Raw genomic sequence first — 15426 nt, 5'->3', positions numbered from 1 at the left:
TGGGAGAATGAAAAAAACATCAACTCAAGATTAAATTTCTTTACAAACTGTAAAAAAATTTATACAAATATGAAATAGAACTGTCAAATTTTTTGACAATATTGAAGTTAGGAAAGTAAAGTTAAAGCAATTGTTACAGATGAAAATAATGGAACGATGAAATATATCGAAGCTGCAGATGAAAAATATAAGATGACAAAAGAAAGATGTTATGAATTAGTGAATGGGTATATGAACTAAGCTGAATACATAGAAAAATGCGTTGCTTGCTAGCAACGCATTTTTAAGTATTTACGCTTTTAATTTCATTACTGTATCAGCATCTGGTGTTACATATAATGTTTGTTGATTGTCATATGTAACAAATCCAAGTTTTGCACCGCTCGGTTTTTTGACATGGCGTACCTTTGTGAAATCTACAGGAACAGAGCTAGAATCTTTTGCTTTACTGTAATAAGCAGCGATTTTAGCGGCCTCGTGTAAAGTCTCTTCCGTAGGTTCAAGAGAACGAATGACAACGTGGGACCCAGGTATGTCTTTCGTATGTAACCAAATTTCATCACGACGGGAGAATTTCGTTGTTAAATAATCATTTTGCTTATTATTTTTACCGACGAAAATTTCTGTACCATCACTAGCTAAATATTTGTCTAACACTGTTTTTGTCGGTTTTTTCTTTGCGTTTTTCGTCTTACGATTGCGTACATAACCTTCTTCGGCCAATTCCTCACGAATTTCTTCAATATCTTTTGAAGAAGCAGCCTCCATTTGTTGAAGTAAGCTATCGAAATAAAGAATTTCTTCATTTGTTTTTACGATTTGTTCTTCTACAATAGCAACTGAATTTTTCGCTTTTTGATACTTTTGGAAATAGCGTTGTGCATTCTCAGATGGTGTTTTTAAAGGATTTAATGTGATTTTTACAGTCCCACCATTTTCGTCGTAATAGTTAACGACTTCAATCTCTTTATCACCTTTTTTCAAAGCGTACATATTGGCTGTAAGTAGCTCTCCAAATAGTTGATATTTATCTGCTTTTCCGGCATCTTGTAATGTTTTTTCTAGTTTAATTAGCTTCTTTTCGTTTTTTGTTTTTTCATTTTGCATAAAGCGTTCTAAATCGTGAGCTTGTTGTTTTACACGATCGCGCTCTGCTTTCCCAAAGAAGAAACGATCTAATAATTCACTAACAGATGAAAATGTTTTTTCGTTTCCTTGTAAGTGAGAAAGAGGGAATAGATAAAAGAACTCTTTTCCATTTGCTGTTATCATTGCTGGCACGTACTGATGTGTTAGCAAAGGTTTTTGCAAGTTGAAGAAAGCTTCAGATAACGCTTTTTCATTTGCCATACCTGCTTTTTTTACAACTTCTTTTGCAAATAATGGGGAAATTCCCATGAATGCTCCGACAAGTTGTTTGTCCATGTTGCCAGATAAAAAGTCTAGCGGTTTAATAAAATCATCTTCTGTTTCAATAAGAAGCGGATTAACTTTATGTTGTGCTGGTGGGGCAACATATTCAGCTCCAGCATATACAGTACGATGTCGGTTTACCGCTAAAGAAACGTGTTTTAAGCTATCTAAAATAACATTTGTTTTCGTATCTACTAAGATAATATTACTGTGTCGTCCCATTATTTCAATCACTAATGTTTTTACTGATTCGTCACCGATTTCATTGCGACTGCGGACTGTAATTTGAATAATACGTTCTAAGTCAATCTGTTCAATTTTTTCAATAAATCCACCTTCTAAATGTTTGCGAAGAAGCATACAAAACATCGGCGGTTGCGCTGGTGAATCGTAGTTTTGATTTGTTAAGTGCATACGCGCGTATGTAGGGTGAGATGAAAGAATCAGCTTTTGATTTTTTCCGTTTGCTCGAATATGTAATAAAACTTCATATTTTGAGGGTTGATATATTTTTGAAATTCTTCCTGTTTGAAGAGAATTTGCAATTTCATGTGTAATTGCTCTTGTAAATAATCCATCGAATGCCATGAATGAACACTCCTTTCTAACTAAAAGTTAATTATAGCATTTTTTTGGACGAGGCTGAATAAGCTTTCATTAGAGTATGTCTGGAATCAGGAGGTCGATGGCAGGATGAACTGGTATGAAATGCGAGCACATGAAGTGGAGGAAAGAACGAATACGAATGTGGAGGTAGGTCTTACAGAGCAAGAAGCAGAGGGCCGATTAAAGAAATTTGGTACAAATGAATTGCAAGAAGCAAAGCGGCCTTCTGCGCTTATGGTGTTTTTAGCGCAATTTAAAGATTTTATGGTACTTGTTTTATTTGGTGCTACAATTATTTCAGCTTTTTTAGGAGAGTATATTGATTCGATTGCAATTGTTGCAATTGTTATTATCAATGGTGTCCTCGGTTTCTTTCAAGAGAGGAAAGCTGAAAAATCGCTGGAAGCTTTAAAAGAATTGGCAGCCCCTCAAGTTACTGTACTAAGAAATGGGAAGTGGATAAAAGCGCCGTCAAAAGCGCTTGTACTAGGTGATATTATTAAGTTTTCTAGTGGTGACCGTATTGGCGCGGATGTTCGCCTTGTGGAATCTTCAAGTTTATATATTGAAGAATCGGCTCTTACAGGAGAATCATTACCTGTACAAAAGAAGGTAGAGGCGTTACAAGGCCAAGACGTTTCAATTGGTGATCAAAAAAACATGGCATTTATGGGGACGATGATAACGAGAGGTGCTGGAACAGGGGTAGTCGTAGCGACTGGAATGAATACAGCTATGGGGCAAATTGCAAATATGTTGCAAAATGCTGAGCAAATGGAAACGCCATTACAAAGAAGATTAGAACAGCTTGGAAAAATTTTAATTATTGTTGCTCTTATTTTGACGGCTCTTGTTGTACTAGCTGGTGTATATCAAGGGAATGAAGTGTATCACATGTTTTTGGCTGGGGTTTCGCTTGCTGTTGCGGCTATTCCAGAAGGATTGCCAGCTATCGTTACGGTTGCGCTATCACTTGGCGTACAGCGTATGATTAAAAAAAGGGCAATTGTGCGAAAGTTGCCAGCTGTAGAAACGTTAGGTTGTGCTTCTGTTATTTGCTCAGATAAAACAGGAACAATGACACAAAATAAAATGATGGTAACACATATGTGGTCAGGAGGAGAATTGTGGAAAGTAACAGGTCAAGGCTATGAGCCGGCAGGTTCGTTTATGAAAGGTGAAGAAGTAATTGACCCTACTAAGACGAAATCATTGTATCAACTACTTACATTTGGCTGTTTATGTAATAATGCGAATGTTATTCAAAAGAAAAAGACGTATGTGTTAGATGGGGATCCGACAGAGGGAGCTCTCGTTGCTGCTGCAATGAAGGCGGGAATATCACGTGAAGCTCTTAAAGGAAAGTTTGAAGTCATTCGTGAATTTCCTTTTGATTCAACTAGAAAAATGATGAGTGTTATTGTTCGTGATCGTGAAGGCAAAAAATTTGTTATTACAAAAGGAGCACCAGATGTTCTTTTGCAAATGAGTCAAACAATTTTGTGGGGAAATAAGCAGCAACCTTTAAGTGAAATGTATCGAAAAGAAGTGCAGGCAGCGATTCATAGTTTAGGAAGTCAAGCTTTACGAACGATTGCGGTGGCATTTAAACCGTTAAAAGCTACAGATTCAATTGAACATGAAAGAGAAGTAGAGCAGGATTTTATGCTTGTTGGAATACAAGGAATGATAGATCCGCCAAGACTAGAAGTGGCGCAAGCAGTGAAAGAGTGTAAGGAAGCTGGTATTAGAACGGTAATGATTACGGGAGATCATAAAGTGACAGCAATGGCAATTGCGGAACAGCTAGGGGTTTTACCCGCGGGTGGACGCGTTGTTGAAGGTGTAGAACTTGCGAATATGGATGTAGAGGCATTAGAAGATATTGTAGAGGATACGTATGTATTCGCTCGTGTGTCTCCTGAGCATAAATTGAAAATCGTTAAGGCGCTGCAAAATAAGGGGCATATAGTAGCTATGACAGGTGATGGGGTGAACGATGCTCCGGCTATTAAAACAGCGGATATAGGGATTGCGATGGGAATTACAGGGACAGATGTTGCAAAAGAAGCTTCTTCACTTGTGTTGTTAGATGATAACTTTGCTACGATTAAATCGGCGATTAAAGAAGGTAGAAACATATATGAAAATATTCGGAAGTTTATTCGTTATTTGTTAGCATCAAACGTTGGTGAAATTTTAGTTATGTTATTTGCGATGTTACTTGCACTGCCATTGCCGATGGTTCCAATTCAAATTTTATGGGTGAACTTAGTTACTGACGGTTTACCAGCGATGGCATTAGGTTTGGATAAGGCTGAAGGAGACGTGATGAAGAGAACACCACGCCATCCGAAAGAAGGGGTGTTCGCTAGAGGGCTTGCGTGGAAAATTATAAGTCGTGGTTTTCTAATCGGAGCAGTGACATTAGTAGCGTTTATTATTGCATTTAACCAGCATCCGAATGAATTGAAGTATGCACAAACGGTAGCTTTCGCAACATTAGTACTGGCTCAGCTTATTCATGTATTTGATTGTCGTAGTGAACATTCTATATTTCACCGCAACCCGTTTGGAAATATATATTTAGTAGGGTCGGTTATTATTTCTTTACTGTTAATGCTTGTAGTTATATATTATCCACCATTACAGCCGATTTTTAGCACAATGCCGATACAAGCACGAGATTGGTTGCTAATTGGGGGATTATCATCTATTCCGACCTTCTTATTAGTAGGATCTTTATTAACAAGAAAAAAGGAAAAAAAGAAAAAGCCACTGTTATATAAGAAGGGATTAAACTTGAAATAGTCAATGATATGAAAATATGATATAATTTAATGAAGGTAGTAGAGCCTTGTCTCTATTACCTTTTTCATTGAGTTATTTCATGGCTTGGATGTGATAAAGATGATTTGTAGTATGACAGGATTTGGAAGATCAAAGATAGAAAACGATACTTTTCAAATAACAGTAGAAATGAAGTCGGTGAACCATCGTTTTTTAGAAATGAGTATTCGGCTTCCGAAGCAAATGATGGTATTTGAAGACAAGATTCGTAAAATAATTGCAAAGCAAGTTCGCCGTGGACGTATTGAAGTGTCTATTAGTATAGCAGGTGAAGGGCTTGTTGAAAGAAAATTAACTGTGAATTGGGAACTTCTCAAGCAGTACCAATCCATTATGGAAGATATAAAAGGGAAATTTCAATTACAAGATTCTATTACACTTGGGCAGCTAATGGGAATGCCAGAAGTAACGGCAGTTGAAGAAATAGAAAATGTAAATGAACAATTTGAAACCGGTTTATATGAGGCTGTTCGCCAAGCTGCTCATATGTTGAAAACGATGAGAGATGGCGAAGGAGAACGATTACATAAAGATATAGCATATCGCTTGCAAGAGATTCATAATTGTGTAAATGCAATTATTCCACATGCACCAATTGTTACACAAAAATATCGTGAACGATTAGAAAATCGTTTAAAAGAATTACATAACCAAGATTTAGATGAACAACGATTGTTGACAGAAGTAGCAATATTTGCAGAGCGTTCAGATATTCACGAAGAATTAGTTCGATTACAAAGTCATTTAGATCAATTTCGTGAAGCACTGCAAATTACAGAGCCTGTTGGAAGGAAAATGGATTTCATCGTGCAAGAGATGCATAGGGAAGTTAATACGATAGGTTCTAAGGCAAATGACTTAACAATTTCAAAATATGTCGTAGAAATGAAAAATAACCTTGAAAAAATTCGTGAACAAGTACAAAATATTGAGTAGCTTTCAAAAAATATATAAAGTTATATGTGGTGGAGAAATCGGATAGACTTACTAGGAGGCGCAAGCTATGGCCATGCGGTTTTTAAATATTGGATACGGAAATATTGTATCTGCTCATCGAATTATTGCTATTGTAAGTCCGGAGTCAGCTCCTATTAAACGAACAGTACAGGAAGCGCGTGAACATAATGCTTTGCTTGATGCTACGTATGGGAGAAAAACAAGGGCGGTTATTGTTATGGATGATGGGCATGTAGTATTAAGTCCAATTCAGCCAGAGACGATTGCACATCGTTTGAATAATAAAGAAGATTTAAGTGAGGAAGGGTAGGTTTTACATATTTATGAGAAGTAGAAGAGGATTGCTCATCGTTCTTTCGGGACCTTCTGGTGTCGGGAAAGGAACGGTTCGAAAAGAGCTGTTTAGCCATGAAGACACACGTTTTCAGTACTCTATTTCAGTAACGACACGTAAACCGCGTGAAGGTGAAGTAGATGGTGTGGATTATTTCTTTAAAGAGAGAGAAGAATTTGAAGACATGATTCGTAATGAAAAGTTACTTGAATGGGCTGAGTTCGTTGGTAATTATTACGGAACACCGATTGATTATGTTGAAAAAACGTTACAAGAAGGAAAAGATGTGTTCTTAGAAATTGAAGTGCAAGGAGCAATTCAAGTTAAGAAAGCCTTCCCAGAAGGTGTATTTATTTTCTTAGCACCTCCAAGTTTATCTGAACTAAAGAACCGAATTGTCGGCCGTGGTACAGAAACTGAAGATGTTATTGAAAATCGTTTAACTGTAGCGAAAGAAGAAATCGAAATGATGGACGCTTATGACTATGTTGTAGAAAACGATCAAGTTGAATTAGCTTGCGACCGAATTAAAGCAATTGTGGTTGGTGAACATTGCCGCCGCGAAAGAGTGGCAAAATACTATAAAGAAATGACGGAGGGTCTATAATTATGTTAAATCCATCAATTGACTCATTATTAACAAAAATCGATTCTAAATATACACTTGTAACAGTAGCTGCAAAGCGTGCACGTGAAATGCAAATTGCTGACAATTGTGTTATTGAAAATCCTGTTTCTCATAAATGTGTAGGTAAATCATTAGAAGAAATCGATTTAGAAGTATTAAAATATGTACCAAGCGATGACAAAATAATTGATTAAGACATTCTTTTCGACAAATTAAAACATAGACTTTATAATTTTCTATGTAACGGTAACAACCTATTTACAAGTAGGTTGTTATTTTTTTACGACAGAGCTGAAAAGAACTTGGATAAAGATGAAACGAAATGCTAGCACTGACGAGCTGAAAAAATTCCATTTCAGCAGAATAAGTTTGAAAAAGAAAGAGGACGAGTCATATGCTAAAAGGGAAAAAAATACTTCTATGTGTAACAGGAGGCATTGCGGTTTTTAAAGCAGCGGCGTTAACGAGTAAATTGACACAAGCGGGGGCAATTGTAAAAGTAATGATGAGTGAGTCGGCAATGAAATTTGTTACGCCTCTTACATTTCAAGCACTTTCCCGCCATGATGTATATACAGATACGTTTGATGAGAAAGACTCGGCTGTTATCGCTCATATTGATTTAGCGGATTGGGCAGATGTTGTACTTGTTGCACCGGCTACAGCTAATTGCATTGGAAAGTTAGCTGGCGGTATTGCTGATGATATGATTACAACTACTTTGTTAGCTACTACAGCTCCAGTGTGGATTGCACCGGCTATGAATGTGCATATGTATGAAAATAAAATTGTTCAAAAAAACATGATGACGTTAAAAACATTAGGATATACATTTATTGAGCCTGGGGAAGGTTTTTTAGCATGTGGTTATGTAGCAAAAGGAAGACTGGAAGAACCTGAAGTGATTATTGGACGATTAGAAGAGGTTTTCTCAGAACAAAAACCATTGCAAGGAAAGCGAATATTAATAACAGCTGGACCGACACGTGAAAAGATTGATCCGGTTCGTTTTATGACGAATTTTTCTTCTGGAAAGATGGGGTATGCAATCGCAGAAGTTGCAGCAAGCTTAGGTGCTGATGTCATACTTGTGTCAGGACCGACAGCATTAGAGTCACCATTACATGTAACAACAATACAAGTAGAATCTGCACAAGATATGTTAGAGGCGGTCCTTCAACATTATCAGAATGTGGATGTTGTCATCAAAACAGCAGCAGTTGCAGATTACCGTCCAAAATATGTTCATGATAATAAAATGAAAAAGAAAAATGGCGATGCTGTAATTGAATTAGAAAGAACAGTGGATATTTTAAAAATGTTAGGTGAGAAGAAGGACCGACAGTTACTTATCGGTTTTGCAGCTGAAACGACAAACATAGAGGAATATGCAACGAGAAAATTACGTGAGAAAAATGCGAATATGATTGTTGCGAATGACGTGAAAGCTCAAGGGGCTGGGTTTGGTACGGATACAAATATTGTGACAATGTATAGAAAAAATGGAGAAATTATTGAGCTGCCACTTTTAACGAAGAAAGAAGTAGCTCGTGAAATATTAAAGCAAATAGAAATGATGTTAGAAGATGATTGTGTATGAAGTTTGCAAGTGTAATTGTTGATGTACCTGCACGTCAAACAGATCGACCGTTTGATTATATTATTCCTGAAAAATGGGAAGATATTGTGCAAACAGGAATGCGTGTAGTAGTCCCATTCGGTCCGAGGAAATTGCAAGGTTTTATTATTGGCATAAAGGATTCGGTTGACCTAGAAAGTAAAAAGTTAAAAGCGTTGTATGAAATATTAGATGTCACTCCGGTTTTAAATGATGAATTATTAAAGCTTGGGTATTGGCTTACAAGTGAAACGTTATGTTATATGATTTCAGCTTTTCAGGTAATGCTTCCGACGGCGATAAAAGCAACATATAAAAAGCGTCTGCAACTTCGCAACCAAGAAGAAGTTGCGCCAGAAATTCTTTCTTTATTTCAAGGGAAGGAAACGATAGATTGGGAAGCTATCGAAGCGCAGCCGCACCTATATCGTACTATTCAACAAGAAATTAAAAATGGTACGACTGAAGTGGTTTATCAAGTAAAGGATAAAGTGCAGAAGAAGAAACAAAGAGTAGTTCAACCGGAGTTGCCGGCAAATAAATTGGAATTAGCAGCATTCGAACTGAAAAGTAAAAAACAACAAGACGTACTCTATTATTTTGTAGAAAACTACAAAAGTGTATCGTTAAAAAATTTAACAGAAGAATTACAAATAACAGATGCTCCAATAAAAGCACTTGTTAAAAAGGGTCTAATCTCAGAAAAGTATGTAGAAGTATACCGGAATCCGTATGACGATGATGATTTTGAACAAACAAAACCATTTCCGCTTACTGAGGAACAAAAACAAGTAATTACACCGATTTTGTCATCAATTACAAATGAAACTTACAATCCATTTTTACTATATGGTGTTACAGGAAGTGGTAAGACTGAAGTGTATTTACAATCTATAGCAGCGGTGCTCGAGAAAGGAAAAGAAGCAATTGTGCTTGTTCCTGAAATTGCGCTAACGCCCCAGATGGTAGACCGCTTTAAAGGTAGGTTCGGTTCGCAAGTTGCAGTTCTTCACAGTGCGCTTTCTGTTGGCGAGAAATATGATGAATGGCGAAAGATATTAAGAAAAGAAGTGAAAGTTGTAGTTGGTGCGCGTTCAGCTATTTTTGCTCCATTTGAAAATTTAGGAATCATTATTATTGATGAAGAGCATGAATCAAGTTATAAGCAAGAGGATAACCCAAAGTATCATGCAAGAGATGTAGCAGTGTGGAGAGGACAATACCATAAGTGTCCAATTGTTCTCGGAAGTGCAACGCCGACACTTGAATCGTTTGCTAGAGCGAAAAAAGGTGTCTATGGGTTGCTTACAATGGAAAAACGTATGAACAAACAAGCTTTGCCGACTGTAGAAATTGTTGATATGCGTGAAGAACTTCGTGATGGAAATCGCTCAATGTTTTCAAAGGCACTGCATGAAAAAATAGCAGATCGATTAGAAAAGAAAGAGCAAATGGTTCTCTTTTTAAATAGAAGGGGTCATTCTACGTTTGTGATGTGCCGTGATTGTGGGTATGTCGTACAATGTCCGCATTGTGATATTTCGTTGACATATCATAAAATGAACCATCGTTTAAAATGTCATTATTGTAGTCATGAGGAAAATATGCCAACGGAGTGTCCTGCTTGTAATAGTACGTATATTCGTTTCTTTGGTACAGGGACGCAAAAGGTTGAAGAAGAAATCACAAAACTATTTCCACAGGCGCGGGTCATTCGAATGGATGTGGATACAACAAGCCGTAAAGGAATGCATGAAAAATTATTAAAGGCATTTGGTGAAGAGAAAGCAGATATATTACTTGGAACACAAATGATTGCAAAAGGGCTTGATTTTCCGAAGGTGACGCTTGTTGGGGTTTTAACGGCGGATACGATGCTTCATCTACCTGATTTTCGGGCGAGTGAAAAGACATATCAGCTATTGACACAAGTGAGTGGACGTGCAGGAAGACATGAATTGCCAGGGGAAGTTGTAATTCAAACGTATACGCCGGAACATTACAGTGTAGAATTAGCAAAGAATCAACAATATGATGTATTTTATGAGCAAGAAATGCAAATGAGGCGAATGAGACAATATCCGCCATATTACTACGTTGTACTTGTAACTGTCTCTCATCCGGAATTATTAAAGGCAGTCCAAGTGACGGAAAAAATTGGCGGTCATTTACGAACGCATTGTTCAAGGCAAACAATGGTGTTAGGGCCGGTTGCTTCAGCAATTCCAAGGATAAAAGATAGATATCGTTACCAATGCATGATAAAATACAAACGGGAACCAAACTTAAAGAACGTGCTCAAAATGGTAAATGAACATTATCAAGCAGAAATGCAAAAAGAGCTACAAATCTCAATTGATTTTAATCCAACAATGTTAATGTAGCGGAGGGAAATATGGCAGTTTTAGAAATTGTAAAGCATCCAAATGAAGTGTTAGAAACACCATGCGAAAGAGTAATTAACTTTGATAAAAAGTTAGTGAAATTGTTAAAAGATATGCATGAAACAATGTTAATTGCAGACGGCGTTGGTCTAGCTGCGCCACAAGTAGGTGTAAGCTTACAAGTTGCTGTTGTTGATATAGGTGATGATACGGGGAAAATTGAATTAATTAATCCTGTTATTTTAGAAAAACGTGGTGAACAAGTAGGTCCCGAAGGCTGCTTAAGCTTTCCGGGACTTTATGGTGAAGTGGAGCGTGCAGATTACATTAAAGTACGTGCACAAAATCGTCGCGGTAAAATATTTTTATTAGAAGCGGATGACTTCTTAGCGCGTGCAATTCAGCATGAAATCGATCATTTACACGGTGTTTTATTTACATCTAAAGTGAAAAGATATTATGAAGCAGGCGAATTAGAATAGGTTTAAAAGGAGCGGTTTTTGAATGATGAAAGTAGTATTTATGGGGACACCGGACTTTTCTGTGCCGGTGCTTCGTCGTCTTATCGAGGACGGATATGACGTAGTTGGTGTTGTAACGCAACCTGATCGTCCAGTTGGTAGAAAAAAGGTTTTAACACCTACTCCTGTTAAAGTAGAAGCGGAGAAACATGGTATTCCAGTATTACAGCCGTTAAAAATTCGTGAAAAAGACGAATATGAAAAAGTATTAGCATTAGAGCCAGACTTAATTGTAACAGCGGCATTTGGACAAATCGTACCGAATGAAATTTTAGAAGCACCAAAGTATGGATGTATTAATGTCCACGCGTCATTACTTCCAGAACTTCGCGGTGGTGCACCAATTCATTATGCGATCATGAAAGGCAAAGAGAAAACAGGTATTACAATTATGTATATGGTAGAAAAATTAGATGCTGGCGATATATTAACGCAAGTAGAAGTAGAAATTGAAGAGCGTGAAACAACAGGTTCATTATTTGATAAGTTAAGCGAAGCAGGAGCACACCTTTTATCTAAAACGGTTCCTTTACTAATTCAGGGTAAACTAGAACCAATTAAGCAAAGTGAAGCTGAAGTGACGTTTGCATATAATATTAAACGTGAGCAAGAGATAATTGATTGGACAAAAACAGGTGAAGAAGTATACAATCACATTCGCGGATTGAATCCATGGCCAGTTGCTTATACGACTTTGGCAGGACAAGTTATTAAAGTATGGTGGGGAGAGAAGGTCTCAATTACAGAGAAAGCTGAACCAGGTACAATAGTAGCTCTTGAAGAAGATGGATTTGTTGTTGCAACAGGGAATGAGACAGGCGTTAAAATCACTGAATTGCAACCATCTGGTAAAAAGCGTATGAGTTGTTCACAATTTTTACGTGGAACAAAACCTGAAATTGGTACGAAGTTAGGAGAAAATGAATGAGACAAAATGTTCGTGAGTTAGCTCTGGATGGCTTAATTCAAGTAGAAAAAAGTGGTGCATATAGCAACTTACTTTTAAATAATCTGATTGAAAAAAATACAATTGACAGAAAAGATATTGGTTTATTAACTGAAATGGTATATGGAACAATTCAACGTCGTGACACACTAGATTATTATTTACAACCATTTTTAAGAAAAAAGGTTGAAGCGTGGGTAAGAGTGTTGCTTCGCCTATCTCTATATCAAATGCTATATTTAGACCGAGTTCCAGAAAGAGCGGCCATTCATGAAGCAGTTGAGATTGCAAAGCGTCGTGGGCATAATGGGATTTCAGGCATGGTGAACGGAGTATTGCGTTCAATTCAGCGAGAAGGTGTACCTTCGTTAGAAGAAATCGAAAATCCAGTAGAACGTCTTGCAATTGCAACGAGTCATCCAATGTGGCTTGTACAAGAATGGGCATCCGAATATGGTTTAGAGACAGCAGAGAAAATGTGTGAAGTAAATATGTTGCCACCTGTACCGACAGCACGTGTAAATGTTGATAAAGTAACGGTAGAAGAAGCGGTTGCGTTATTAGCTGATGAGGGGATAGAAGCAAAACGTGGCGAATTGTCAGAGGATGCAATTCAAATTGAAAGAGGAAATGTCGCACATACAGAAGCGTTCAAAAAAGGTTTCCTTTCTATTCAAGATGAAAGCTCAATGCTTGTAGCACGTGCTTTAGAACCGAATAAAGGAGATACAGTTCTAGATAGTTGTGCTGCTCCTGGCGGAAAAACAACTCATATTGCAGAGCGTTTGGACAGATCTGGTAAGGTAATGTCGCTTGATTTACACGCACATAAAGTACGTTTAATTGAACAACAGGCGAAGAGACTTGGTTTAGAAAATGTAGAAACGATGGCTTTAGATGCTAGAAAAGTTCAAGAGCATTTTGCAAATGAATCTTTTGACAAAATATTAGTAGATGCACCATGTTCTGGATTTGGTGTTATTAGACGTAAACCTGATATTAAGTTAGGTAAAGATAAGGGCGATAGTGAAAGGTTATCAACGATTCAACTTGCGATACTAGAAAAAATAGCACCACTTTTAAAACAAGGTGGTCGCCTCGTTTATAGTACGTGTACAATTGAAAAAATAGAAAATGAACAAGTAATAAAGCAATTTTTACAAGAGCATCCTGAATTTGAATGGGATACTACGATAAAAGATCGTATGCCAGAAAAGTTAAATCCGTATATTGATGAAGGTCAAGTACGAATTTTACCGCATTATTTTGCAACAGATGGCTTTTATATTGCTTGTTTAAGAAAGAAGGTGTAGCATCATGGAAACGACTGTAAAAAAACAAAAGAAAAATCTAGAGACAAAGAAACCATCAATTTATTCTTTACAACTTCATGAAATGCAAGATTGGTTAAAGGAACAAGGAGAACCTAAGTTCCGTGCAGGACAAATTTTTGATTGGCTATATAAAAAACGTGTAAAAAATTATGAGGATATGTCAAACCTTGCTAAAGGATTGCGCGATAAATTGTCGAATTCCTTTGATATTACTACTTTAAGCACTTTAGTAAAACAAACGTCTTCGGATGGAACGATTAAATTCCTATTCCAGTTATACGATGGGTACTCTATTGAAACTGTACTAATGCGACATGAGTATGGAAATTCCATTTGTGTAACAACACAGGTGGGTTGCCGCATTGGCTGTACGTTCTGTGCATCTACACTTGGTGGGTTAAAACGAAACTTAGAGGCTGGAGAAATTGTAGCGCAAGTAGTAGAAGTTCAGCGTGCGCTTGATGAAACAGAAGAACGTGTAAGTTCTCTTGTTGTTATGGGAATTGGAGAACCATTTGATAATTATGATAACTTAATGTCATTCTTACGCATTGTAAATCATGAAAAAGGAATTCATATTGGTGCAAGACATATGACAGTTTCAACAAGTGGAATTGTTCCAAAAATTTATAAGTTCGCTGAAGAAGATATGCAAATCAATTTTGCGATTTCATTGCATGCTGCAAATACAGAGATACGTTCAAAATTAATGCCGATTAACCGTGCTTATAAGCTACCTGATTTAATGGAAGCTGTTAAATACTATGTAAATAGAACAGGGCGTCGTATTACATTTGAATATGGCTTATTTGGAGGAGAAAATGACCAAGTTGAGCACGCTGAAGAACTTGCTGCGCTCTTAAAAGGTGTAAAATGTCATGTAAACTTAATTCCGGTAAACTACGTGCCAGAACGTGATTATGTACGTACGCCACGAGAGCAAATTTTCTTGTTTGAAAAGACGCTAAAAGATCGTGGAGTGAATGTAACAATTCGCCGTGAACAAGGTCATGATATTGATGCAGCCTGCGGTCAGTTGCGTGCAAAGGAGCGCAAAGAAGAGACGAGGTGACAAGATGAAAGCCGTGTTTCTATCGGATAAAGGAAAAGTTCGTCAACATAATGAAGATAGTGCAGGAGTTTTTCGCAATTTAGATGGAAATATTTTAGCGGTAGTAGCAGATGGAATGGGAGGTCATCGAGCTGGCGATGTAGCTAGCTCGATGGCTATTCAATTATTCCATGATTATTGGAAGCAAACGCATAATATGAATGAGCCTAAAAAGGTAGAAAAGTGGTTGCATACTAACGTTGGAATTATTAATGAGCGCATATATGCTTACTCTAAGCAGCATGCAGAATGTAATGGCATGGGAACAACAGTTATCGTAGCGATTTGTACACCTAGTTTTGTAACAATAGGTCATATAGGAGATAGTCGTTGTTATATGGTATCAGAGGGAGAAATATCGCTTGTAACGGAAGATCACTCACTTGTAAATGAACTTGTTAGGCACGGCGAAATTACAAAAGAAGATGCAGAATATCACCCGAAAAAGAATGTTCTGTTAAGAGCTTTAGGAACAGAAGAAAAAGTCGGACTAGATGTTAAAACATTGGTGCTCGAAGAAGACGATCAATTGCTTCTTTGCTCTGATGGATTGTCTAACAAAGTTCCTATGACTGATATGCAGCAAATTTTACAATTGAATGAACAGCTCGAGGCGAAGGGAGAGCATCTCATTCAATTAGCAAATGATCGTGGTGGAGAAGATAATATCACCCTCGTTATTATTGATTATGCGGATTCGACAAACGAAAGTAGGTGAAGTGCA

The 15426-nt window shown here is 37.2% G+C and carries 13 protein-coding genes and 1 pseudogene; 13 read left to right on the top strand and 1 reads right to left on the bottom strand.

Annotated elements, in window-relative coordinates; translation table 11 throughout:
* Positions 1-111: 111 nt before the first annotated feature.
* Positions 112-240 (top strand): annotated as a pseudogene (locus tag KPL75_RS05940) (DUF1311 domain-containing protein); the annotation flags it as partial.
* A 51-nt stretch (positions 241-291) separates the two neighbouring features.
* On the opposite strand, the gene KPL75_RS05935 reads toward KPL75_RS05940, so the two are convergent.
* A complete protein-coding gene (locus KPL75_RS05935) occupies positions 292-2001 on the bottom strand; it encodes an Rqc2 family fibronectin-binding protein (protein ID WP_219919749.1) in 1710 nt (569 codons plus the stop codon).
* A gap of 105 nt (positions 2002-2106) precedes the next feature.
* Here KPL75_RS05935 and KPL75_RS05930 point away from each other — a divergent pair, with 105 nt between their 5' ends.
* The 12 genes from KPL75_RS05930 to KPL75_RS05875 all read left to right on the top strand — a co-directional run bounded on the left by KPL75_RS05930 (position 2107) and on the right by KPL75_RS05875 (position 15420).
* Positions 2107-4830 carry a calcium-translocating P-type ATPase, SERCA-type gene (locus KPL75_RS05930; protein ID WP_219919748.1) on the top strand — a complete coding sequence of 908 codons (2724 nt, stop codon included), beginning with the start codon at positions 2107-2109 and terminating at the stop codon, positions 4828-4830.
* A 99-nt stretch (positions 4831-4929) separates the two neighbouring features.
* Positions 4930-5805 carry a YicC/YloC family endoribonuclease gene (locus KPL75_RS05925; RefSeq protein ID WP_219919747.1) on the top strand — a complete coding sequence of 292 codons (876 nt, stop codon included), beginning with the start codon at positions 4930-4932 and terminating at the stop codon, positions 5803-5805.
* Between the two features lie 67 nt (positions 5806-5872).
* Positions 5873-6136: an extracellular matrix/biofilm regulator RemA gene (gene remA / locus KPL75_RS05920; protein ID WP_001251456.1), complete on the top strand. Its 264-nt coding sequence runs from the start codon at positions 5873-5875 to the stop codon at positions 6134-6136.
* A gap of 13 nt (positions 6137-6149) precedes the next feature.
* A complete protein-coding gene (gene gmk / locus KPL75_RS05915) occupies positions 6150-6767 on the top strand; it encodes a guanylate kinase (protein ID WP_219919746.1) in 618 nt (205 codons plus the stop codon).
* A gap of 2 nt (positions 6768-6769) precedes the next feature.
* The gene (gene rpoZ, locus KPL75_RS05910) at positions 6770-6982 is read left to right on the top strand and encodes a DNA-directed RNA polymerase subunit omega (RefSeq protein ID WP_002146068.1); all 213 of its coding nucleotides are present in this window, start codon (positions 6770-6772) and stop codon (positions 6980-6982) included.
* A gap of 200 nt (positions 6983-7182) precedes the next feature.
* A complete protein-coding gene (gene coaBC / locus KPL75_RS05905; protein WP_219919745.1) occupies positions 7183-8388 on the top strand; it encodes a bifunctional phosphopantothenoylcysteine decarboxylase/phosphopantothenate--cysteine ligase CoaBC in 1206 nt (401 codons plus the stop codon).
* Positions 8385-10790, top strand: coding sequence for a primosomal protein N' (gene priA, locus KPL75_RS05900; RefSeq protein WP_219919744.1), 2406 nt, complete (start codon positions 8385-8387; stop codon positions 10788-10790). The genes coaBC and priA overlap by 4 nt, the downstream gene beginning before the upstream one ends.
* A gap of 11 nt (positions 10791-10801) precedes the next feature.
* Complete coding sequence (gene def / locus KPL75_RS05895) at positions 10802-11272, top strand: peptide deformylase (protein WP_002014496.1); 471 nt, start codon at positions 10802-10804, stop codon at positions 11270-11272.
* Positions 11273-11294: 22 nt separating this feature from the next.
* Positions 11295-12239 carry a methionyl-tRNA formyltransferase gene (gene fmt / locus KPL75_RS05890; protein WP_219919743.1) on the top strand — a complete coding sequence of 315 codons (945 nt, stop codon included), beginning with the start codon at positions 11295-11297 and terminating at the stop codon, positions 12237-12239.
* The gene (gene rsmB, locus KPL75_RS05885; protein WP_219919742.1) at positions 12236-13570 is read left to right on the top strand and encodes a 16S rRNA (cytosine(967)-C(5))-methyltransferase RsmB; all 1335 of its coding nucleotides are present in this window, start codon (positions 12236-12238) and stop codon (positions 13568-13570) included. The genes fmt and rsmB overlap by 4 nt, the downstream gene beginning before the upstream one ends.
* 4 nt (positions 13571-13574) lie before the next feature.
* The gene (gene rlmN, locus KPL75_RS05880; RefSeq protein WP_002146075.1) at positions 13575-14663 is read left to right on the top strand and encodes a dual-specificity RNA methyltransferase RlmN; all 1089 of its coding nucleotides are present in this window, start codon (positions 13575-13577) and stop codon (positions 14661-14663) included.
* Positions 14664-14667: 4 nt separating this feature from the next.
* Entirely contained in the window at positions 14668-15420 is a 753-nt protein-coding gene (locus KPL75_RS05875) for a Stp1/IreP family PP2C-type Ser/Thr phosphatase (protein WP_219919741.1), read from the top strand.
* The last annotated feature ends 6 nt before the right edge of the window (positions 15421-15426 follow it).

It is taken from the genome of Bacillus sp. NP247, assembly GCF_018966865.1.
Classification (GTDB): domain Bacteria; phylum Bacillota; class Bacilli; order Bacillales; family Bacillaceae_G; genus Bacillus_A.
The sequence above is the reverse complement of the archived record's forward strand: the minus strand, read 5'-3'. Positions and strand labels throughout refer to the sequence as shown.